Source organism: Methylophaga sp. (assembly GCF_048266885.1).
Lineage (GTDB): Bacteria > Pseudomonadota > Gammaproteobacteria > Nitrosococcales > Methylophagaceae > Methylophaga.
Genome location: NZ_JBLWYR010000021.1, coordinates 25609 through 46641 on the forward strand (window position 1 = coordinate 25609; position 21033 = coordinate 46641).

The 21033-nt window shown below is 43.3% G+C and carries 23 protein-coding genes; 10 read left to right on the forward strand and 13 right to left on the reverse strand.

Annotation, left to right across the window (positions count from 1 at the left end; genetic code table 11):
- Nucleotides 1–3 precede the first annotated feature (3 nt).
- Complete coding sequence (locus tag ACN0V2_RS10875) at nucleotides 4–573, forward strand: hypothetical protein (RefSeq protein WP_417550838.1); 570 nt, start codon at nucleotides 4–6, stop codon at nucleotides 571–573.
- Here ACN0V2_RS10875 and dapB read toward each other — a convergent pair whose 3' ends face one another.
- The 7 genes from dapB to ACN0V2_RS10910 form a co-directional block, all read right to left on the reverse strand.
- Complete coding sequence (dapB, locus tag ACN0V2_RS10880) at nucleotides 574–1383, reverse strand: 4-hydroxy-tetrahydrodipicolinate reductase (RefSeq protein ID WP_417550839.1); 810 nt, start codon at nucleotides 1381–1383, stop codon at nucleotides 574–576.
- Between the two features lie 87 nt (nucleotides 1384–1470).
- A complete protein-coding gene (gene dnaJ / locus ACN0V2_RS10885; protein WP_417550840.1) occupies nucleotides 1471–2580 on the reverse strand; it encodes a molecular chaperone DnaJ in 1110 nt (369 codons plus the stop codon).
- Between the two features lie 81 nt (nucleotides 2581–2661).
- Nucleotides 2662–4584: a molecular chaperone DnaK gene (gene dnaK / locus ACN0V2_RS10890; RefSeq protein WP_417550841.1), complete on the reverse strand. Its 1923-nt coding sequence runs from the start codon at nucleotides 4582–4584 to the stop codon at nucleotides 2662–2664.
- 100 nt (nucleotides 4585–4684) lie between these two features.
- Nucleotides 4685–5242: a nucleotide exchange factor GrpE gene (grpE, locus tag ACN0V2_RS10895; protein WP_417550842.1), complete on the reverse strand. Its 558-nt coding sequence runs from the start codon at nucleotides 5240–5242 to the stop codon at nucleotides 4685–4687.
- Nucleotides 5243–5344: 102 nt separating this feature from the next.
- Nucleotides 5345–6070 carry a DNA polymerase III subunit epsilon gene (gene dnaQ, locus ACN0V2_RS10900; protein WP_417550843.1) on the reverse strand — a complete coding sequence of 242 codons (726 nt, stop codon included), beginning with the start codon at nucleotides 6068–6070 and terminating at the stop codon, nucleotides 5345–5347.
- A 3-nt stretch (nucleotides 6071–6073) separates the two neighbouring features.
- Nucleotides 6074–6517, reverse strand: a complete 444-nt coding sequence (gene rnhA, locus ACN0V2_RS10905; RefSeq protein WP_069295427.1) for a ribonuclease HI — start codon at nucleotides 6515–6517, stop codon at nucleotides 6074–6076.
- On the reverse strand, nucleotides 6517–7242 hold the full coding sequence (locus ACN0V2_RS10910; protein ID WP_417550844.1) for a class I SAM-dependent methyltransferase: 726 nt from the start codon (nucleotides 7240–7242) through the stop codon (nucleotides 6517–6519). Before ACN0V2_RS10910 ends, rnhA begins: the two co-directional genes overlap by 1 nt.
- A gap of 23 nt (nucleotides 7243–7265) precedes the next feature.
- Here ACN0V2_RS10910 and gloB point away from each other — a divergent pair, with 23 nt between their 5' ends.
- A complete protein-coding gene (gloB, locus tag ACN0V2_RS10915; protein WP_417550845.1) occupies nucleotides 7266–8036 on the forward strand; it encodes a hydroxyacylglutathione hydrolase in 771 nt (256 codons plus the stop codon).
- Between the two features lie 22 nt (nucleotides 8037–8058).
- On the opposite strand, the gene ACN0V2_RS10920 is transcribed toward gloB, so the two are convergent.
- From ACN0V2_RS10920 to ACN0V2_RS10930, 3 genes are read right to left on the reverse strand one after another with little or no spacing between them, the layout of a single operon-like run.
- The gene (locus ACN0V2_RS10920; RefSeq protein ID WP_417550846.1) at nucleotides 8059–8898 is read right to left on the reverse strand and encodes a mechanosensitive ion channel family protein; all 840 of its coding nucleotides are present in this window, start codon (nucleotides 8896–8898) and stop codon (nucleotides 8059–8061) included.
- Nucleotide 8899: 1 nt separating this feature from the next.
- Complete coding sequence (locus tag ACN0V2_RS10925) at nucleotides 8900–9919, reverse strand: quinone-dependent dihydroorotate dehydrogenase (RefSeq protein ID WP_417550847.1); 1020 nt, start codon at nucleotides 9917–9919, stop codon at nucleotides 8900–8902.
- Nucleotides 9920–9924: 5 nt separating this feature from the next.
- The gene (locus ACN0V2_RS10930; RefSeq protein ID WP_417550868.1) at nucleotides 9925–10728 is read right to left on the reverse strand and encodes a DUF2797 domain-containing protein; all 804 of its coding nucleotides are present in this window, start codon (nucleotides 10726–10728) and stop codon (nucleotides 9925–9927) included.
- A 305-nt stretch (nucleotides 10729–11033) separates the two neighbouring features.
- Between ACN0V2_RS10930 and ACN0V2_RS10935 the strand changes: the two genes are divergently transcribed.
- Both ACN0V2_RS10935 and trmL read left to right on the forward strand, forming a co-directional pair.
- Complete coding sequence (locus ACN0V2_RS10935; protein WP_417550848.1) at nucleotides 11034–12644, forward strand: LysM peptidoglycan-binding domain-containing protein; 1611 nt, start codon at nucleotides 11034–11036, stop codon at nucleotides 12642–12644.
- Nucleotides 12645–12646: 2 nt separating this feature from the next.
- Nucleotides 12647–13111, forward strand: coding sequence for a tRNA (uridine(34)/cytosine(34)/5-carboxymethylaminomethyluridine(34)-2'-O)-methyltransferase TrmL (gene trmL, locus ACN0V2_RS10940; RefSeq protein WP_417550849.1), 465 nt, complete (start codon nucleotides 12647–12649; stop codon nucleotides 13109–13111).
- A gap of 20 nt (nucleotides 13112–13131) precedes the next feature.
- Here trmL and ACN0V2_RS10945 read toward each other — a convergent pair whose 3' ends face one another.
- From ACN0V2_RS10945 to ACN0V2_RS10955, 3 genes are read right to left on the reverse strand one after another with little or no spacing between them, the layout of a single operon-like run.
- On the reverse strand, nucleotides 13132–14016 hold the full coding sequence (locus tag ACN0V2_RS10945; protein ID WP_417550851.1) for a YncE family protein: 885 nt from the start codon (nucleotides 14014–14016) through the stop codon (nucleotides 13132–13134).
- A 57-nt stretch (nucleotides 14017–14073) separates the two neighbouring features.
- Nucleotides 14074–14598: an SRPBCC family protein gene (locus tag ACN0V2_RS10950; protein WP_417550852.1), complete on the reverse strand. Its 525-nt coding sequence runs from the start codon at nucleotides 14596–14598 to the stop codon at nucleotides 14074–14076.
- 31 nt (nucleotides 14599–14629) lie between these two features.
- The gene (locus tag ACN0V2_RS10955; RefSeq protein WP_417550853.1) at nucleotides 14630–14962 is read right to left on the reverse strand and encodes a hypothetical protein; all 333 of its coding nucleotides are present in this window, start codon (nucleotides 14960–14962) and stop codon (nucleotides 14630–14632) included.
- Between the two features lie 223 nt (nucleotides 14963–15185).
- Between ACN0V2_RS10955 and ACN0V2_RS10960 the strand changes: the two genes are divergently transcribed.
- The 6 genes from ACN0V2_RS10960 to ACN0V2_RS10985 all read left to right on the forward strand — a co-directional run bounded on the left by ACN0V2_RS10960 (nucleotide 15186) and on the right by ACN0V2_RS10985 (nucleotide 20953).
- Nucleotides 15186–16154 carry a sensor histidine kinase gene (locus ACN0V2_RS10960; RefSeq protein WP_417550854.1) on the forward strand — a complete coding sequence of 323 codons (969 nt, stop codon included), beginning with the start codon at nucleotides 15186–15188 and terminating at the stop codon, nucleotides 16152–16154.
- Between the two features lie 46 nt (nucleotides 16155–16200).
- Nucleotides 16201–16854: a response regulator transcription factor gene (locus tag ACN0V2_RS10965; RefSeq protein WP_417550855.1), complete on the forward strand. Its 654-nt coding sequence runs from the start codon at nucleotides 16201–16203 to the stop codon at nucleotides 16852–16854.
- A gap of 202 nt (nucleotides 16855–17056) precedes the next feature.
- Nucleotides 17057–18943 (forward strand): methanol/ethanol family PQQ-dependent dehydrogenase, encoded by a 1887-nt coding sequence (locus ACN0V2_RS10970; RefSeq protein WP_417550856.1) that lies wholly within the window; start codon nucleotides 17057–17059, stop codon nucleotides 18941–18943.
- A gap of 106 nt (nucleotides 18944–19049) precedes the next feature.
- Complete coding sequence (moxJ, locus tag ACN0V2_RS10975) at nucleotides 19050–19919, forward strand: methanol oxidation system protein MoxJ (protein ID WP_417550857.1); 870 nt, start codon at nucleotides 19050–19052, stop codon at nucleotides 19917–19919.
- 48 nt (nucleotides 19920–19967) lie between these two features.
- Nucleotides 19968–20552 carry a cytochrome c(L), periplasmic gene (moxG, locus tag ACN0V2_RS10980; RefSeq protein WP_417550858.1) on the forward strand — a complete coding sequence of 195 codons (585 nt, stop codon included), beginning with the start codon at nucleotides 19968–19970 and terminating at the stop codon, nucleotides 20550–20552.
- Nucleotides 20553–20677: 125 nt separating this feature from the next.
- Nucleotides 20678–20953 (forward strand): methanol dehydrogenase, encoded by a 276-nt coding sequence (locus tag ACN0V2_RS10985; protein WP_417550859.1) that lies wholly within the window; start codon nucleotides 20678–20680, stop codon nucleotides 20951–20953.
- Nucleotides 20954–21033: the final 80 nt, after the last annotated feature.

The window sequence follows — 21033 nt, forward strand, 5'->3', positions numbered from 1 at the left end:
AAAATGTTAAACAACGTATCAAAACCCTTTTTTATCATGGCAATGATGGTCATGTTTTTATCTGCTTGTACCACTGCGCCGATAACTCAGAAACCACCCGTGGATAGCAGAGACGTTCCGTCACGTCCGCAACCTGAGACAGCAAAAACTCAGCCCGATGCACCCCAATCAGCCCGTCCTCAGGCATTACCTTCACCACCGGCCGATTCTACGTCGACTGATATACCGGCGACAAAGCCTGCACCTGCGCCAAGCAATCCAGCCGTATTGGCATTATTAAGTGATGCAGAAAAATATCAGCAGCAGGGTAATTTATCAGCGGCTCAATCTCGCATACAACGAGCTCAACGTATAGCGCCGCGTGATCCCAAGGTCTATTACCAATTAGCTCATACGCATTATGAGCTCGAAGATTATCGCTTAGCGGAACAAGTTGCTTTAAAAGGCGTGTCTTATGCTCAGGGTGATAATGCCCAGCTGAAACGCTTTTGGTTATTGTTGGTTGATATCCGCAAGAATGCAGGGGACGGCGCTGGAGCAAAAGCAGCGCGCGAGCAAGCCTCGCGCTACTAATTAATTTCGCAGATCTAAAACATCCTGCATATCAAACAGACCGGTTTGCTGTTGCATCAGCCATTTTGATGCGCGCATTGCACCATATGCAAAGGTCATGCGGCTTGACGCTTTATGGGTAATTTCCACCCGTTCGCCTTCGGCAGCAAATAACACTGTGTGATCGCCGACGATATCTCCAGCGCGGACTGTCGCAAAACCAATGGTATTACGATCGCGTTCACCAGTGCGGCCTTCGCGACCATAAATAGCACAATCTTTCAGATCGCGGCCCAAAGCTTCAGCAACTACTTCACCCATTCGTAAAGCGGTGCCGGAAGGTGCATCTACTTTATGACGGTGATGTGCCTCAATGATCTCGATATCGACGCTATCGCCTAAAACACGGGCGGCCATATCGAGCAGTTTAAGGGAAAGGTTCACACCAACACTCATATTTGGGGCAAGTAAGGTGGCAATTTTATCGGCAGTTTGTTGAATAAGCTGTTTCTGAGCTTCATCAAATCCCGTAGTGCCAATCACCGGCCGACATTGATTCTGGGCACATAATGGCAAAAGCGCCATGGTGGCCTCAGGAATGGTAAAGTCTATGATCACATCAGATTGCTTAGTTGCTAGTTCCAGATCGGCTGACAGCATGACGCCCAGTTTGCCTACTCCCGCCAGTTCGCCAGCATCCACGCCAATCAATGAAGACTCCGGCCGATCAATAGCAGCGGATAGCTGCAAGCCTTCGGTTTCAGCGACAGCTTGAATCAGACAACGGCCCATGCGGCCCGCGGCACCGTTAATTGCAATATTAATGGCCATGACGAAATATCCTTAATGGCGGTTTTTTAGAAAATAAAAAAGCTGACCGGCAAAAATAGCCCAGTCAGCTTCCTATTGGCAAATATGTTATTCAAAAAAACGTTTTACCGCATCCAGCCAGGATTCATGTTTTGGACTATGAGTAGCACCAGAACCTTCCATTGTCTCGGCGAATTCCTGTAATAACTCTTTTTGCTTTTTCGATAATTTAACCGGTGTTTCGATTATCACGCGACACATCAAATCGCCAACTTCGCCGGTACGGACTGATTTCACACCTTTGCCACGCATCTTGAATTGCTGGCCGGTTTGTGTGCCTTCAGGCACTTTCAGTACGGCTTTCCCCTGTAATGTGGGAACTTCCAGTTCTCCACCGAGGCAGGCGGTGGTAAAACTGATTGGTACATCGGCAAACAGATTATTACCATCACGGGTAAACACATCATGACGTTTAACCGCCACTTCAACATATAAGTCACCGGCAGGAGCACCACGAGAACCGGCTTCACCTTCACCAGCAAGACGAATACGATCGCCTGTATTTACTCCAGCTGGCACTTTAACAGAGAGCGTTTTATTTTCTTGAACAACACCTTGACCATGACAATCACCGCAAGGATCCTGAATCATTTTACCGGTACCACGACAGTGCGGACAAGCCTGCTGAACAGTGAAAAATCCTTGTTGAATACGTACCTGACCATGACCACCACAGGTAGTGCAAGTCACTGGCTGAGTACCCGGCTTGGCGCCAGAGCCATCGCAGGTCTGACATTCGACATTGACCGGAATACGAATCTTCGCGGTGGTGCCAGCAACCGCTTCTTCCAGTGTGAGATCAAGACGATATCTTAAATCAGCACCCCGAAAGCTTTGTCCACCGCCACTAGCGCCAAATATATCGTTAAAGACGTCGCCAAATATATCGCTAAATCCGCCTGAGCTTCTGAATCCACCACCGCCAGCGCTGTTATCTACTCCGGCATGACCAAATTGATCATAAGCAGCACGCTTTTGGGAATCAGAAAGAATTTCGTAAGCTTCTTTAGCTTCTTTAAACTTGGCTTCGGCTGTTGCATCATCCGGATTACGATCAGGATGATATTTCATCGCCATACGACGATAGGCTTTTTTAATTTCAGCTTCAGTCGCAGTACGCGATATACCAAGTAGGTCGTAATAGTCTTGTTTGGCCATGTGTTATTTTTCTTGTATCTCTTAAACAAGACAGGCGCAAGCTCAATGCCTACGCCTGTTTTTAGTTAATTGTGTGAAAGATTATGAGTTTTTCTTGTCGTCATCGACTTCTTCAAACTCGGCATCAACCACATCATCATTTTGTGCTGACGTGTCTTCTGAAGCAGCACTGTCACCAGCTTCTGCATTTTCAGCATAAGCTCGTTCAGCTAATTTACCTGCAGCTTCTGACAGTGCAGCAGTTTTAGCTTCAATATCCGCTTTGTCTTCGCCTTTCAGAGCTTGTTGCAACTCTTCAATAGCCGCTTCAATCTTAGCTTTTTCATCTGCTTCAACTTTATCACCCAAATCGATAAGTGATTTATTGGTCGCATGAATCAGGCCGTCAGCTTGGTTACGTGCTGTGACCAGCTCATGGAACTTACGATCTTCATCAGCATGTGCTTCAGCATCTTTGACCATTTGTTCCACTTCTTCATCGGACAGACCGCTAGAAGCTTTAATGACAATCGACTGCTCTTTACCAGTCGCTTTATCTTTAGCAGATACGTTCAAAATACCGTTAGCATCAATATCAAAGGTAACTTCGATCTGCGGTGTACCGCGTGGAGCCGGTGGAATATCCGCTAAATCAAAACGTCCTAGAGACTTATTCGCTGAGGCAATTTCACGCTCACCTTGCAAGACATGGATCGTTACAGCTGGTTGATTATCATCCGCTGTTGAAAACACCTGATTGGCTTTAGTTGGGATAGTGGTGTTTTTCTCAACCAGCTTGGTCATTACACCGCCCATGGTTTCGATACCCAGGCTTAATGGTGTTACGTCCAACAACAATACGTCTTTTACATCACCAGCCAGAACAGCAGCCTGAATCGCAGCACCAACAGCAACCGCTTCATCGGGATTCACGTCACGGCGTGGCTCTTTACCAAACATTTCTTTAACCGCTTCTTGCACTTTCGGCATGCGGGTTTGACCACCAACCAGAATAACGTCGTTGATATCAGAGATTTTCAGACCAGCATCTTTAAGCGCCATTTTGCATGGCTCCATGCTGCGGGTAATCAGGTCATCAACCAATGATTCCAGCTTGGCACGGGTCAAACGGATTTCCAGATGTTTTGGACCAGACGCATCAGCCGTGATGTAAGGCAGATTGATGTCTGTTTGTGAGCTGGAAGACAGTTCAATTTTGGCTTTTTCAGCCGCATCTTTCAGACGTTGTAACGCCAAGGCATCTTTACTCAAATCAACGCTTTGATCTTTCTTGAATTCAGCAACCAAGAAATCAATGATGCGTTGGTCAAAATCTTCACCACCAAGGAATGTATCACCGTTGGTCGCCAATACTTCAAACTGATGCTCGCCTTCAATGTCGGCAATTTCAATGATCGATACGTCAAATGTACCACCACCTAAATCGTAAACAACGACGGTTGAGTCACCACGTTTTTTGTCCATGCCGTAGGCCAGAGCCGCAGCAGTCGGTTCGTTGATAATACGTTTTACTTCCAGACCGGCAATCTTACCAGCGTCTTTAGTTGCTTGACGTTGTGAGTCATTAAAGTAAGCCGGAACGGTAACAACCGCTTGAGTGACTTCTTCACCCAGGAATTCTTCAGCGGTTTTTTTCATTTTCATCAAAACACGTGCTGAAATTTCAGGTGGCGCCATTTTTTTACCATTGGCTTCAACCCAAGCATCGCCGTTATCTGCTTCAACGATTTTATACGGCACCATATCGATATCGCGCTGTACAACATCATCTTTGAATTTACGGCCGATCAAGCGTTTGATCGCATATAGTGTGTTTTTAGGATTGGTCACTGCCTGACGTTTAGCAGACTGACCAACCATCACTTCGTTATCTTTGTTGAATGCAACAATTGACGGGGTTGTGCGATCACCTTCACTGTTTTCGATGACACGGGCTTTGCCGTCTTCCATCACCGCGACACATGAGTTGGTCGTACCCAAATCAATACCAATAATTCTACCCATAATTTTTTACTCCATCGTACTTAGATCGTCTGGCTTTTCCAGCCGTTGTGATATAGATGGGGCAGGAAATTTTGATTTCAAGCCCTTAAATTTCGTCCGGTTATTGAGAGACCACAACCATGGCAGGACGCAGTAAACGTCCATTAAAGCGGTAACCCTTCTGCATCACATTCAACACTTGGTTGGCTTCAACACCTTCAGCCGGCTGCATTGCCATGGCTTGGTGCAGATCAGGGTCAAATGCTTCACCTTCTGGATTTAATTGTTCAAGACCGAACTTTCCGATCGAGCTCATGAACATTTTGAGTGTCATTTCCATGCCATCACGCACGGTATCCAATTTAGCGTCTTCATTTTTTGCAGCATTCAGCCCAAATTCGAGACTGTCACAGATTGGCAGTAACTCAGCGATGAATTTATCTAAAGCATGTTTGTGGGCATTCTCTAGGTCACGGCTATGTCGGCGACGCATATTTTCCAGATCAGCTCTGGCTCGCAGTAATTCGTTCCAATGTTCATCGGCCTTATTACGCGCGTCTTCCAACTGTTTTACGACATCCGTTTCAGATTCCGCTTGCTGAGCTGACTCAGCTGTTTCAGGGGAGGTTTCGACTGACTCTGGTTCCGTCGTCGATTTTTCGATTTCTTCGTTGCTCATGATTTATCAGATTCCGCTTTGCTCAACACAAAGCTGCTATTTGGGGGTCAAAAATCTGATTTCAAGCAGATAACAGAACTTTTTGTTAAAACGATCTCAACTTTATTTTAACCAGACACAGTTACCATCACTGCTGGCTTGCAGTTTTTCGAGCATGGCTTGATGGGCAGTTAACTCAGCAGCATCTGCCTCAATCACTTTTAATGCCGTCCTTGGACGTTCAGCTGCGTCAATATCATTGTGTTGAAGATCTTGTTGTGGTTCAAACTGCTCCGCAGCTAATGATAAGCTGACTTGGCCGCCTGTCATCATCAGATAAACATCTGCCAGAATCTCAGCATCTAATAAGGCACCATGCAATTCCCGATTAGAATTATCAACGCCATAGCGTTTACACAAAGCATCCAAATTATTTTTCTGACCGGGATGTTTGTCCCTTGCCATCTTCAACGTGTCTAACACACCACAGATATCGTCAATCTTAGGCGTTTGGCCTAATTTGGCTAATTCATGGTTCAAAAATCCTATGTCAAACGCAGCATTATGAATAATGAGTTCTGCACCTTCGATAAACCGTAGAAAGTCTGCCGCGATATCGGCAAATACCGGTTTATCTGCTAGTGATTCATTAGTGATGCCATGCACTTCCATCGCACCGGCATCAATGGCGCGTTGGGGATTAATATATTGATGAAAAGTTTCACCGGTCAATCGACGGTTAACCAATTCCACACAGCCAATTTCAATAATTCGGTGATCATCGGCAGTACTTAAGCCGGTGGTTTCAGTATCTAAAACAATTTGCCGCGAACTGGTTTGTTCTGCCATCGGTTAATCCTGTTTTGCAATTAAAGTGCGCGCATCCACCGCCAATTGGTCAGCACGTTCGTTTTCTGGATGACCGTCATGTCCCCGAACCCATTGCCACTCTAACTTATGCGGTTGGGCAGCTGCATCCATACGCTGCCAAAGATCGGCGTTTTTTACCGGTTGCCGGGCTGCAGTTTTCCAATTTTTGGCTTTCCAACCTTTTAACCATTCGGTCATGCCTTTCATCACATATTGTGAGTCTGTGGTGATCGTAACATGGCAGGGCCTTTTCAACGCTTCCAGACCAGCGATGACCGCCATCATCTCCATCCGATTATTGGTGGTCATTTTTTCACCGCCAGATAATTCTTTTTCGCTGGTTTTGGCACGCAAAATGGTTCCCCAACCTCCCGGTCCAGGATTACCACTACATGCACCATCGGTAAAAATTTCTACGTGTTCCATTAATGCTCTTTTCGTGTTACTGAAGGATTCACCAGCTGTGGTCTGGGGAATAAATTTCTATTTTGCCACCGGCTGCGTAAAGGGGTCACTAGTAATGTGCGTTTTGTCGCCACAATCGCCGTTACCCCCCCAAAATAAGGCCATAAACGTCGCCCCCATCTTTCAAGAAATCCACTGCGCTTTATCCATCGCTCATTTTGCAATGGCGGACAATAAATGATGGAGCGGGCTTCCACCACATCAAAATCCAGCAAGGCCAGCCAATCTTTTAAACGTTGGCGTGAGAAAAACTGACCACGCCAAGGCAATCGATCCTGCCATGAAATTAATCGTCGCAATCCCCAAAAACTGAAAGGGTTAAAACAGAACAAAATTAAGGTTCCATCTTCATTTAACACCCGATCTGCTTCACGTAATAATTGATGCGGCTGTCTGGAAAACTCCACTACATGCTGCAGTAACATGACATCCACACTGTCTGATTTAAACGGCAATTGTTCAATTTGCGCATGAAACTGTCCGCCGCTTCCCATAAGTGCCTGGTAACAAGGCCGGAATGATGGCGGTAAGATAAGATTTTGTCCGCCAAACTGCAGTTGAAAAAAACCATGCAATTTTGTCTGCTGTTGCTGTAACCATTGCTGTTCCTGACTTTGCAAATAGCTGGCAAGCGAAGATTGCCACCATTGTGTCATCTCTTGGTCATGCTCTTTATAATCACACATAGGCCATTCCGGCGGAGTTAAAAATGTTACAAATTCATGCCGTAAAGGCATTCAGTGATAATTATATCTGGTTAATCCAGTCAGCCCAGAATCAGGACGTGTTAATCGTCGACCCGGGCGATGCGGGTCCGGTGATTAATTTTGTGGAAAAAAATGATCTACAACCTGCGGCCATTTTAGTCACACATCATCATGCGGATCATATTGGTGGCATTCGTCGACTTGATGATTTATATGATTTACCGGTTTTTGGTCCACAACGCGAGCATATTAAAACCGTTGATACGCCCCTGTATGCGCAGGCGGATCAATCATTACATCCATCATTTCCTCACTTTAAAATAATGGACACTCCCGGCCATACTCCCGGACATATCAGTTATTTAATAGAGGATAACTTGTTCTGCGGCGATACTATATTCGCCGGAGGTTGTGGCCGTCTGCTTGGTGGTACAGCGGAACAACTATTTGACTCCTTGTTGAAAATCAAACAACTGAACGACAACACTAAACTTTATTGTGCTCACGAATACACTCTGGCTAACCTGCAGTTTGCTATCGCGGTTGATCCAAAAAACCCTGCCCTGGTTAAACGCTTGGCCAATACAGAGGCGCTAAGGGAGCAAAACAATGCAACTGTGCCTTCCTTATTGCATGAAGAAAAGCAAACAAATCCCTTTTTACGCTGTGATGCTATTGAAATAAAAAAAGCGGCTGAAGCTTATGCTGGTCAGCCGCTTGATACTCCCTTAGCCGTGTTTAAAGTGTTACGTGCTTGGAAGGATGATTTTTAAGGTCTGTCTATTTTTCAGCATTCTAAGCCGATTCATTTTTAGGCTGATTTGATTCATTGGCGGCATCGACATTATTGAAATGCACATCCATTTGCGGATAAGGAATGCTTATTCCATTTGCATCGAAAGCCAGTTTGATGGTTTCAATCAAATCTGCCCTAACGGTGGCAAGATCGGAGGCATTTACCCATGGCCAGACATTAAACGTGATGCTGCTATCACCAAGATCGGCGACCCGAATAATTGGAGCGGGATCTTTCAATACTAATTCATGTCCATTAACGATATCGGTCATGATTTGCTTGGCTTTTAATAAATCATCGTTGTAACTGATGCCAAATACCATATCGATACGTCGGGTATCACGAGCGGAATAATTGGTAATGGTATCGGCATAAATATTGCCATTTGGCACAATCACTTCACGGTTATCTGGGGTACGCATGACCGTATTAAAGATAGTGATTTGCTCTACGATACCAAGCACGCCAGCAACTTCAACAAAATGTCCGATCCTAAATGGTCGATACAGAATCAACATGACTCCGGCAGCAAAATTCTGTAATGAATCCTTTAATGCCAAGCCTACCGCTAAACCTGCTGCACCTAATACGGCGATCATTGAGGTGGTATTGACACCTAATTGATCTAAAGCCGCGATCAAAACAAACAACAGCAATAAGACATTGATGATTGAACTAGAGAAATTAATCAGGATGGGATCCATATTGGCCCTCACCATGATTTTTCGAGACAACTTCACTAACCAGCTAACCACTGTGCGTCCAACGAAGACAATGACAGCGGCAAAGAAAATATTCAGCAGGATGTCACCAATGACGCTACCTGTTCCGGTTTCCATGTTATCTCCTCTTTTGAAAAGTTTTGACTATATCTTGAATTAATTTTGGCCCCTGATAAATCAGACCACTGTAGATTTGCACTAATTGAGCACCCGCCTCAAGCTTTTGCATCGCATCTTCTGCGCTCATAATGCCACCAGCAGCGATGATTGGCATATCAGCTGGTAAAGCCTGCCTGAATTGTCGAACAATTTCCGTTGACTTGGCAAATACTGGTTTACCACTTAAGCCACCAGCCTCATCAGCATGGGTTAATCCAGCAACTGCATCACGGTTAAGCGTGGTATTGGTCGCAATGACAGCATCAATCTTAAATCGGCTAAAACATTCAGACAGTTGTTGGACTTCTTCCACTGTTAAATCCGGTGCCACTTTAACGGCCATCGGTACATAACGTTGATATTGTTCCGCAAGTTCTGACTGGCGTTTTTTTAAAGCATCTAGAAGATTGTCGAGCGCCTCGCCAAATTGCAGATTGCGTAGTCCAGGGGTGTTGGGTGAGGAAATATTAATCGTGATGTAATCTGCGTGTGGATAGGATTTTTCTAGACCAATCAGATAGTCATCAAGTGCTCTTTCGACCGGTGTATCAACATTTTTGCCGATATTGATACCGATAATCGCATCAGTTTGGGCAGCTTGTACCTGTTCCAACAAATGATTGACACCCAAATTATTAAAGCCCATTCGGTTAATAATGGCTTGTGCTTCGGGAAGTCGAAATAATCTTGGTTTGGCGTTGCCAGGTTGTGGCCGGGGAGTGACTGTACCTACTTCAATAAAGCCAAACCCCAAGGTTGTTAAAGCTTCAAGATAATCGGCATTTTTATCCAGACCTGCAGCCAGTCCTACTGGATTTGGAAAGCGCAAGCCCATTACATGAACCGGTACCGTCGGTATTTTGGGCATTATCAAGCCCAACAAACCTGACATTTCCAACCACTTCAAACTGGTCATGCCGATATGATGTGATGTCTCGGCATCTAGTGTAAACATCAGATTTCGTAGCAGAGGGTACATAAAAATCACGCCTTCATTGTTATTTGGTAGCCAGTGAACTTGCGGATATTTAACACGCCGATATCCATAATCAAATATTGCCCTTTTATGCCCAGTAATTTACCAGCAATGTTCGGCGTTTTATCAAAATTCATTGAACTGATTTTTTGGGGATATTGTTGAACAGGATAGCTAATTTCCAACGTTTTCTCGTCCTTCAGTGTCGTGATGGCATCTTCACCTAGCTGTTGCTGTAAAAGCCTAATTTCATCTGCACATTCATTCTGTAATCGATCACGCTGCTCTGCTAGATCAATTGCTTCAGCTGGACCACGCAACATTTTTCGCCAGTCGGTGCGATCAGAAACATGATTTTTAAACATGACTTCAACCAAACCAGAGTGATATCGACTGCTCACACGAAAGATCGGTAGCGCCTGGGTTGCCCCCTGATCCAGCCAGCGAGTCGGCATTTGCGAAATTCGGGTAATCCCCACTTTGATACCAGAACTGTTGGCCAGATAAACAATGTGATCTTGCATACAGACCTGCACACCCCATTCTGGCTCACGACAAGTCCCCTGAGCAAAGTGACATAATTCTGGTTTCATAAAGCATAAGTCACATTGCGCCAGTTTTTGTGAACAGGGAAAACAGAATCCACCGCTATAACTTTTCTTGGTCATTCGCTGGCAGTTCTGGCAACGGATCTCTCCAGCATAAGTCAGCTGTATATTCGCTCCAATAAGCGGATTCATTGGGATTTTATGCTCACCCAAAATCATTTGATAACTTACGATACCATCCTGATTCGGCAGGGTTGCCTGCATCTTATTGAGCTGTCCTGCTAATTCTGTCACTCAGCTAAACCTTGTACTAAAAATAATGGGTAGTTTAACGTAGCCTGACAATGTGACCTACTGAAACTCTTAAATGTCTTGTTAAGCAAAGTCAAAATGCTTGTATATCTTGGCGATAGTCGTTCTAAAGATTTGCTCAGATCAACATATTCCTCGTACAAACGTTGGTACTAAAGGCATCGTAATGTAAAGGTGCGTTAAAGGCTGGTCATTAGTGGCCTATTGGGGTATAAATTGAGCACAATTATAAGCTTACGACATTATGATAAACCGTTATGTTAAAAATTAAAAACCGGCTTTGGCCCCTATTTGCAGTGCTTTCGATGCTAGTCACTGGCTGTAGCACCACCACAAAACATACCGAAACTGTCAGCGCAGATCCACCTCAAAAAACAGCAAAAGGTCCGCTAACAAAACATACCAATTGGAAAAAAAACCAGATCACGCATTTAAGTCCCCTCGATTTAGATTTATCCATTCTGGATGAGGATCCAACTGTCGGCCCTCAAACTAATGATGTTTGGCAACGGATCCGAGATGGATATGGTTTATCTGATTACCGTAGTCTGCACCCAGAAACACAGAACAGACTGACCTGGTTTGTTAATAATCCAGAATATGTTGATAAAGTTGTTGAGCGTTCCCGCCCCTATCTTTTCTACATTGTTGAAGAACTAGATCGTCGTGATATGCCTTTGGAGATTGCCTTATTACCTATTATTGAAAGTGGCTACCAACCCTATGCACTTTCATCTGGACAGGCAGCCGGTATCTGGCAATTTATTCCTGCAACGGGACGAGTTTTTGGTCTTGAACAAAACTGGTGGTATGACGGCCGTCGCGATGTAATTCAATCTACCACTGCCGCTTTAGACTACTTGCAAAAACTGCATAATGATTTTAACGATTGGGAACTGGCCATTGCCGCATATAACGCGGGTGAAGGCACTATAGGCCGTGCCATCAAACGTAATGAAGAAGCCGGTTTACCGACAGATTTCTGGTCTTTGGAATTGCCAGTAGAAACCACTGCATATATTCCAAAACTATTGGCCGTAGCTCAATTAGTGAAGCAACCGGCCCAATATGACCTTCAATTGGCACCGATCGATAACAAACCCTATTTAAGTGTAATAAACGTGGGTAGCCAGATCGATTTATCTTTAGCTGCCGATTTAGCCGACATTACGCTTGATGAATTATATTTGCTTAACCCCGGATTTAATCGCTGGGCAACGGCTCCACAAGGCCCACATAGTCTCGTATTACCATCTACCAAAGCAAAAGCTTTCAAGACGGCTTTATTGGATATTTCAGATGAAGACCGACTCCGCTGGAAACGACATGAAGTTAAACCTGGCGAATCACTGAACAGTATCGCTTCTCAGCACAACACGACTGTTCCTGAACTGAAAAAAGCCAATAAGATGACCAGCAATTTTCTCCGTGCAGGGGCACATTTGTTGATACCTATTTCCACTGCTCACGCCGATGAAGCAGAAGCAAATGTCATAGCAGCTCGAAAATTACAGCAAGGGAAAAAACTGAATTATTCGGTTAAGGCTGGAGATACTTGGTGGAATATAGCCAAAGCATATACGGTAGACGTACTTGAGCTTACTCAGTGGAATAACAAAAAGCCTTCTGACGTTCTACATTCTGGACAACAATTGGTGATATGGCAGCCCAATCAAACTGCTTCAAAGCTGAAAGCTATCAATTACACCATTCGAAATGGTGATTCTCTTTGGACCATTTCTCGTAAATTCAATGTGACAGTTGATAAAGTTAAGGAATGGAATGGCTTAAGTGATCGTACTCTGCTGCAACCAGGACAAAAATTAACGCTTTACGTTGATCCAGCTAGTCCAATCCGTAACAGCTAATCGTGTTACATATTGCGCTCTATGAGCCTGAAATCCCGCCAAATACCGGCAACATAATTCGCCTGTGTGCCAACACAGGGGCGCAACTGCATCTGATTGAGCCATTAGCTTTTGTTTTGGATGACAAACGCCTCAGAAGAGCTGGACTGGACTATCATGAATTTGCCCCAGTAAAAGTGCATAGTGATTTTTCTGCTTTTCAACAGTGGCAGCAGAACCGCACCTTATTTGCTTGTACGACTAAGGCTAAGCAGTTTCATCATCAGGCCACCTTTGAAGATGAGAGTATTTTGCTATTTGGCCCGGAATCACGTGGATTACCTGTCGCGCTATTAGACACTTTGGCGGATAGTCAGAAAATTCGTATTCCCATGCACGCAGAAAGTCGTAGCTTAAATCTTTCGAATGCTACGGCAATTATTCTGTATGAGGCCTGGCGACAACTGGGATATAACGGAGCGGTATAGGGTACCGCTCCGGAGATTATTTACTGGGCCGAACTAATATTACGTGGCCCGTCTTTAAGCGGAATGGATTGAATCTGTTTTGCTTGCTTCAAATCAATAATCGACAATGAGTTACTAAACCAGTTAGTGACGTAGGCTTGTTGCTGATCAGTCGACAGCACCACGCTTTCCGGCATTTTATCGGTTTTAATTGTCTTACTAATTTCAAAGCTCTCAGCATCAAACTCTACCAGAGTATTATCATTCTGGTTGACCACATAAAACTGTTTGCCATCGTCACTTACAGTGACTCCATAAGGTGCCCGACCAGGTTTAAGTTCAGCAATTTTCTGATAGGTTTTCGTATCAATTACCGTCAGTGAATCATCTTTTACACAAGTAACGTAAAGCTGCCCATTGTGCGGATTAAATGCAACTGCATAAGGACGCTCACCAGTTTCAATTGTTGCAAGCAAATCAGGTGTATCTGCATCTAATACCATTACCGAATTACTTTCGCGGTTGGCTACAAACACCTTACGACCCTCTGAATCTATAGCAAGACCAGCTGGGCTATTACCCACGGCTAATAAATCCACTAACTGTTTACTGGTTGTGTTGATCACTAAAAGAGTATTTCTTGACCAATCTGATACAAACATCTGTGGCTTTTGCTCATCCAGAACCATTGAAAATGGTTGTCCACCGGTTTTAATCTCACTTATCAACTCATGACTATTCAGATCAATTACCGATATTTTGCCTTGCTCAGGATGAGACACATAAATTGCGTTATCTGATTTATCAATAACGAGCATCACCGGCCCTGCAGAGACATCAAAAGAACTTTTGATGTCTCTGTTTTCAGAGTCAAATACCGAAAGTTGATTACCCGCCTGGCTAGTTATATAAAAATCATTGGCCATAATTATGCTAGGAAATAAGGCCATGCATAAAACAAGAAGTTTAGATAACATCACGAGTTACTTTTCCAATGAGGCTTTTAAACCTTCCAGGCCTGATTTGGCATAATCTGTCATTGCCTTAACAGCTGCTTCATCATTTAAGTTTTCTGGTGGAAAATTACCTGTGTCAGCACGATAAAAACGTCCACTCCAACTTACTTTACTTCCTTTTTCATCAGCCACAACTTCAATACCTATAGTATAAAAACTTACCGGTATTGCCTCGATGTTTTCAGTCAGCAATCTATAGCCAATATAATGGCGTTCAGCATCTGACTCGTCTAAACTTTCAGTAATCTCGCCGCCAGACTTTAATTTAACAACCCTAGTTGTATCGTCTTGCATATCAATAGATTCTACCGATGGGTGCCATTTATCTAATTGATCAAATGCATTAACTTGTTGCCATACCGTTTCTACATCGGCTTCTATCGTAATTTGTTCATCTACACGTTGCGGAGTAGGCCCGTGAGCAAAAACACTGCTGCTCATAACAATCAAACTTAAACTTGCCAATGATAATTTCTTGATAATTGTATTCACGTTCTAACCTTTTTCTTTAGCTAAAATAAAATTACTTAGGACTTCTATTAGTATTACCTAGAGTTTCAATATAATTATTTATAATTCCAATTTGGGTATATTTATATGTTTTGTCACTATTGCCAATTTTAACGATATTTTTATAAATCCAAAACTCTACCGTTCCGCTTTCATTTTCACGCTTCATTATTTCTGCTGGCTCACCCAGTTTTGATCTAACAAAATCAGCATCTTTTCCTGAGAAAATTTTCACAAATTCAAATTCTGCTATGGGTATTTTTGGATCTGTTTCTGAATAAGCGACATTTATTGTGAAGAAAGCCAGAAAGGCTGATAGGACAACGGTATTAAAAAGTTTTTTCATTAAAATTTGCTCCAATAAAAACTCGACTTATCCTACAGACTCATTGTCACAAACATATAGAGCAGTTGACTCATATCAGATAGGGAATATGTCACGGTTATAGTTATGACTTTTTCCTGTTTTTTATTTTTTTCTAATTATCCTCAATATTGGCATATACATATTAAAATTATTCATCATAAAATAGGTGTTTAAAACTAAATAAAATATGGACGAAACTTGAATGATGTCAACTAAATTATCCCTTGCTGATAAGAAAAATAGGGGCAAAATTGATTTGGCGATCATCGTGACGGCATCATTGCTGACGTATTTTATTGCAGGATCTTTTGATTTGGCCGAACGCTGGATTAACTGGGCTGCTCTAGGTGAGTTTTATCAACTGGATGAAATTATTTTTGTTCTGCTGGTACTTAGCAGCGGTTTGATGTGGTTTGGTAGAAGGCGCTATATCGAATTGCAGGAAACATTAAAACGCAATTTAGAAATTAAAACTAAACTCGAATTACAAAATGCTGACAATGCAAAACTACTTCTACAGAATCGCGCCCTTATCAAACACATTACTCAGGTAAGAGAAGCCGAACGAAATCACTTAGCCTCAGAACTGCATGATGTTTTCGGACAATATTTAGCCGCCATTGATGTGAATGCCTCTGTCGCTATCAAGTACCAAACTGAAGATCCAAAGCTTCAGGCTATTATCAAGACCATACAGGATAGTGCCAGCTACTTACGCAATGTCACACGCTCTCAGCTCCGCAGCCTTAAACCCCCAGGTCTTGAAACAGTTGGATTATCTGCTGCGATAGAAGATCTGATTTCTCAGTGGCTAGTCTCCTTTCCCAACTACGACATGAATATCAATATTGAGGTCGATGACAACCTTGTTGACTATGATACGGCACTGACTATTTACCGCTGCCTGCAAGAAGCATTAACCAACATCACGCGTCATGCTGAAGCCCACAAAATCCATATTGATCTGGTTACCCAAAATAAATCTCATCAACGAAGTGACATTAGTCTCACCATTCGAGACGACGGTACTGGCTTCGATCCAAATGAAGGTATGGGTAAAGGACTAGGATTAATTGGTATTCGCGAACGAGTCAATTCACTTCATGGCCAGTTTAATCTGCATCACGCAGAACCTACAGGTAGCGTTTTAGCGTTGAATATCCCGTTATAAAAAACCCATAGAATCTACTTATTTAGTAATGAGGCATATTACAGAGATGAACAAACAACGAACTACAATCTTATTAATAGATGACCATGCGATACTTCGTGAGGGCTATCAGCAGTTACTTGAGATGGCCGGATTTGAAGTCATTGGGCAATCCGGCAATGCCGAAGATGGTTACCAGGCATTTATCGCATTACAACCTAAAGTCTGCATTATCGATCTGACAATGCCAGGAACAGGCGGATTAGAATGTGTAAGACGGATCTGCAATCGGGATAAAGATGCTCGTATTCTGGTTTGTAGTATGCACGAAGAAACAACATTAGCCATGCGGGCACTGGAACTGGGTGCCATGGGATACATTACTAAATCTTGTTCATCTGACGTATTGATTGAGGCGGTTAAGTCAGTTGCAGAGAAACGTCATTATTTAGGAGCAGAAGTAGCTCGATCAATTGCAATGGAAAAGCTGATCAAAACTGATCAGAAAATTGACTCCCTCTCTCATCAAGAATTTGCCGTTTTCAGAATGGTTGCTGAAGGCATGAGCATTGAGGAAATTTCCAAAAGTCTCACTTTAGCGCCTAAAACTGTTTCAAACTATAAGACAAATATGATGCGAAAACTGGGTACAACCAAACTCGCTGATATTATTTTCCTCGCACAGAAAATTGGTTTGATTCATCCACCAAATAATCAATAGCCCTCAAAGTCAGGTAAAACAGTGCAAAAGCTTATGACCCTGGCAATTATGTGAAGACTTCCCTACAACACAGGTGGCGCAGCTCTCTATCCCCTACCCCCATTAAAAACTGATGATATCACCGGTGCACAGCCGCATTTTCGAATGTGTGCTGAGACACAGGGTCAGCGCAAGCTGACATCCAGTTAAAATAGGAGGATATATGAGAGAGAAAAAACTAAGCCGGTTATCTAAAACCGGTTCAGCTGCATTGGTCAGCTCTGTCATCGGCATGATGACAGTAGGCGCTGCATTCGCCAATGATAAGCTGGTTGAACTTCAAAAAGACGAAGCTAACTGGGTTATGCAGGGTAAAAACTATTCTGCTGACCACTACAGTTCTTCAAAACAAATCAATAAAAAGAACGTCAGTAAATTATCACCATCGTGGACATTCTCCACAGGTGTGTTAAATGGTCATGAAGGTGCGCCTTTGGTTGTTGGTGACATGATGTACATTCATTCACCGTTTCCAAACAACACTTTTGCAATCAACTTGAAAGATCCAGGCACTATCGTCTGGGAACATAAACCAAAACAAGATCCAGCTGCTCGTGCAGTTGCATGTTGTGACGTAGTTAACCGTGGCCTGGCTTATTGGCCTGGCGACGATAAAACACCAGCAATGATCGTGAAAAGTCAGCTTGATGGTCATGTTGTAGCATTGAACGCTGAAACTGGTGAACTTCATTGGCAAGTTGAGAATGGTGATATCAGTGTTGGTCAAACGCAAACACAAGCACCATTTGTTGTAAAAGACTTGGTTATCCAAGGTTCTTCTGGTGCTGAATTAGGTGTTCGTGGTTATGTCACAGCTTTCGATGTCCACACTGGTGAAATGGTATGGCGTTGGTATGCTACTGGACCTGATGATCAAATTGGTTTAGCAAAAGATTTCAACAGTGCCAATCCACATTATGGTCAAAAAGATCTGGGTCTGAAAACTTGGGAAGATGAAGCCTGGAAAATCGGTGGTGGTACTAACTGGGGTTGGTATGCCTACGATCCTGATTTAGAAATGTTCTATTACGGTTCAGGTAACCCTGCACCTTGGAACGAAACCATGCGTCCTGGTGATAACAAATGGACCATGACTATCTGGGGTCGTGATGCGGATACCGGTTTAGCTAAATTCGGTTACCAAAAAACACCACATGATGAATGGGACTACGCTGGCGTTAACGTCATGATGCTTTCTGAGCAAAAAGACAAACAAGGCAAAATGCGTAAATTACTGACTCACCCAGATCGTAACGGCATTATCTATACGCTGGATCGTGAAACAGGTGATTTGGTTTCTGCAGACAAAATGGATGACACTGCAAACTGGGTGAAAAAAGTTGATCTGGAAACAGGTTTACCGATTCGTGATCCAGAATTCAGCACCAGAATGGGTCACCGTTCACGTGACATTTGTCCTTCAGCTATGGGTTTCCACAACCAAGGTATGGATTCTTACGATCCTGAAAGACAAAACTTCTACTTAGGTATCAACCATCTTTGTATGGATTGGGAACCGTTCATGTTGCCATACCGTGCAGGTCAGTTCTTCGTAGGTGCAAACGTATGGAGCTACCCAGGACCTAAAGGTGATCGTCAACGTGGTATTGGTTCTGGCCAGGTTAAAGCTTACAACGCCATTACTGGTGAGTTCGCTTGGGAAAAAATGGAAAAATTCTCAATCTGGGGTGGCACCATGGCAACCGCTGGCGGCCTGGTTTTCTACGGCACATTAGATGGCTTCATCAAAGCTCGTGATGCAGACAACGGTGATTTGCTGTGGAAATTCAAACTTCCTTCTGGCGCTATCGGTCATCCAATGACATACACCCACAATGGTATTCAGTATGTTGCCATTAACTACGGTGTAGGTGGTTGGCCTGCTGTTGGTCTGGTCTTTGACTTGAATGACCCATCTGCTGGTTTGGGTGCTGTAGGTGCCTTTAAAGAACTGGCACGTAACACTCAAATGGGTGGTGGTCTGATGGTCTTTGCTCTGGATGGTAAAGGACCTTACGACGATCTGAGTATTGGTGAGTACGAAATGTAATCACTGACGCTCTTTATAACTTTAGTTACATCAAGTTATATCGTTGTATTCAATCCGGCTGGCAACACAAAGATTGTGTTGCCAGCCCCTTCTGAGAGTGTAAGACATGCTAAAAAACAATTCTAAAATCAATAAGAAGATGGTCAGTACTAAACTATTAACGCAATGCAGCATTTTGGCAGCATCACTTCTTACAGTACTGAACCCTGCACAAGCAAACAATGCATTACCTGAAACATTAAAAGTCTGTGCGGCAGGCAACGAAATGCCTTATTCAAATACGCAGCAGCAAGGTTTTGAAAATGAAATCGCCAAGACTCTGGCTGAAAGCATGGATATGCCTTTGGAATTTGTTTGGTCAGACAAAGCAGCGATTTTTCTAGTAACAGAACATTTATTGAGAAATGAGTGTGATGTCGTCATGGGCGTCGATACCGATGACCCACGTGTTGCGACTAGCCAACCTTACTATAAGTCTGGCTATGTATTTGTTTACCGTGAGGATAAAAACCTCAAAATCAGCGACTGGAACAGTCCTGACATTCAAAAATTGAATCGCTTTGTTGTGGTTCCGGGTAGCCCATCAGAAGTGATGTTACGAGAAGTGGGTAAATATGAAGGTAACTTCAATTACACCAAATCTTTATCCGGCTTCAAATCCCCTCGCAATAAATATATTCGTTTGGAACCATCTAAATTGATCGGGGAAGTAACTTCCGGCAATGGCGATATTGCACATCTTTGGGCACCAGAAGTAGCCCGTTATGTACGTGATTCAAACACGCCATTAGAAATGGTTGTAGCACCTGAATTTGGCAAGCTTAAAAGTGGTGAAGGTATTGTTCAGCACTATGATCAATCCGTAGCCGTCCGTGAAGATGACAAAGCTTTACTTGAAGCAATTAATAAAGGGTTGGCAGATGCAGCACCCAAGATAAATGCCATCCTCAAAAAAGAAGGGATTCCACTGCTTTGATGCTTTGTCATGCAGACTCTTTTAATTCAACAGGATTACTCAAACACTATGATTAAAAATGTAAAGATTTTAACAAGTAAAACAGCTTGTCTACTGGGTTTATCGATGCTCACAGCTGTCAGCTTAACGCCAATGACTGCTGAAGCTCAGGTGCAATTCAGAAATGCGACAACTGGTGTTCTGATTGACTTTTCTTTCGGTAAGAAAGGCGAAGAAACTGAAGCTGTAAAACATTTTATGGAAACAGCCGAAAACCTTTATAACCAGGATGAAGAAGCCATCAAAGTGGGTCAAGATCTCTTTATGACAGCCTGTTCTGGCTGCCATGGTCACCATGCTGAAGGCAAACTTGGTCCAGCTCTGGGTGATGCATATTGGACTTATCCTGCAGGAAGGCACGATAAAGGCTTTTTCGAAATTATTTATGATGGCGCCCGCTCGATGATGGGACCACAACGTAATAATTTGAGTATTGATGAAATCCTGCATGTTATGGCCTACGTTCGAAGCATTTATTGGGACGAGCCAGAAAAAGCATTATGGCTATCAGAAGAGGAGCGCGCCAACCTAGTTCCTGCAGAAGTACCAGCAGAATTCAAAGAAGCTTTAGAGAACTTTAATAAAACACATTAATAATTAATGGTTTAAATGGGTCTCAAGACAGATTTTAAAGATTAGTGATTGATAGCTTGGCATCAGCCAGCTCAGGGCAACCACGCTATCAAACATTATGTTGTCAAAACCAAAAGGAGAGAAATATGAAGAAAATTAAAACATTAGCCGTAACTGGCGCGACAGCATTATTGTTAACCTTCGGAATGTCAGCAATGGCTTACGATGGCACAAAATGCCAAGAGTCAGGAAAATGCTGGGAAGCTAAACCAGGATTTCCTGAAAAAATCAAAGGATCTAAATATGATCCAAAACATAGCCAAGCTGAACTGGATAAACAAACCAGTGCAATGGAATCTATGGAAGCACGTAATGCTAAACGTGTAGAAAATTTCAAAAAAACGGGTAAGTGGTCTTACTAAACCCAAGCTGAGGCCAGTCGATAAGACTGGCCTCTTTTTGTTTTTAATTACTGACCACGACCGTCAGTTCAGGCAATAAG

Bases quoted from the DNA above. Each gene is read 5' to 3' on its own strand.
- moxG (WP_417550858.1), top strand. From the start codon at position 19,968: ATGATTAAAAATGTAAAGATTTTAACAAGTAAAACAGCTTGTCTACTG.
- dnaJ (WP_417550840.1), bottom strand. From the start codon at position 2,580: ATGGCCAAACAAGACTATTACGACCTACTTGGTATATCGCGTACTGCG.
- ACN0V2_RS10910 (WP_417550844.1), bottom strand. From the start codon at position 7,242: ATGTGTGATTATAAAGAGCATGACCAAGAGATGACACAATGGTGGCAA.
- ACN0V2_RS10960 (WP_417550854.1), top strand. From the start codon at position 15,186: ATGATGTCAACTAAATTATCCCTTGCTGATAAGAAAAATAGGGGCAAA.
- dapB (WP_417550839.1), bottom strand. From the start codon at position 1,383: ATGGCCATTAATATTGCAATTAACGGTGCCGCGGGCCGCATGGGCCGT.
- rnhA (WP_069295427.1), bottom strand. From the start codon at position 6,517: ATGGAACACGTAGAAATTTTTACCGATGGTGCATGTAGTGGTAATCCT.
- ACN0V2_RS10985 (WP_417550859.1), top strand. From the start codon at position 20,678: ATGAAGAAAATTAAAACATTAGCCGTAACTGGCGCGACAGCATTATTG.
- ACN0V2_RS10970 (WP_417550856.1), top strand. From the start codon at position 17,057: ATGAGAGAGAAAAAACTAAGCCGGTTATCTAAAACCGGTTCAGCTGCA.
- grpE (WP_417550842.1), bottom strand. From the start codon at position 5,242: ATGAGCAACGAAGAAATCGAAAAATCGACGACGGAACCAGAGTCAGTC.
- ACN0V2_RS10945 (WP_417550851.1), bottom strand. From the start codon at position 14,016: ATGGCCAATGATTTTTATATAACTAGCCAGGCGGGTAATCAACTTTCG.
- ACN0V2_RS10930 (WP_417550868.1), bottom strand. From the start codon at position 10,728: ATGCAGGCAACCCTGCCGAATCAGGATGGTATCGTAAGTTATCAAATG.
- dnaK (WP_417550841.1), bottom strand. From the start codon at position 4,584: ATGGGTAGAATTATTGGTATTGATTTGGGTACGACCAACTCATGTGTC.
- ACN0V2_RS10955 (WP_417550853.1), bottom strand. From the start codon at position 14,962: ATGAAAAAACTTTTTAATACCGTTGTCCTATCAGCCTTTCTGGCTTTC.
- ACN0V2_RS10920 (WP_417550846.1), bottom strand. From the start codon at position 8,898: ATGGAAACCGGAACAGGTAGCGTCATTGGTGACATCCTGCTGAATATT.
- ACN0V2_RS10935 (WP_417550848.1), top strand. From the start codon at position 11,034: ATGTTAAAAATTAAAAACCGGCTTTGGCCCCTATTTGCAGTGCTTTCG.
- gloB (WP_417550845.1), top strand. From the start codon at position 7,266: ATGTTACAAATTCATGCCGTAAAGGCATTCAGTGATAATTATATCTGG.
- ACN0V2_RS10965 (WP_417550855.1), top strand. From the start codon at position 16,201: ATGAACAAACAACGAACTACAATCTTATTAATAGATGACCATGCGATA.
- ACN0V2_RS10925 (WP_417550847.1), bottom strand. From the start codon at position 9,919: ATGTACCCTCTGCTACGAAATCTGATGTTTACACTAGATGCCGAGACA.
- ACN0V2_RS10875 (WP_417550838.1), top strand. From the start codon at position 4: ATGTTAAACAACGTATCAAAACCCTTTTTTATCATGGCAATGATGGTC.
- moxJ (WP_417550857.1), top strand. From the start codon at position 19,050: ATGCTAAAAAACAATTCTAAAATCAATAAGAAGATGGTCAGTACTAAA.
- dnaQ (WP_417550843.1), bottom strand. From the start codon at position 6,070: ATGGCAGAACAAACCAGTTCGCGGCAAATTGTTTTAGATACTGAAACC.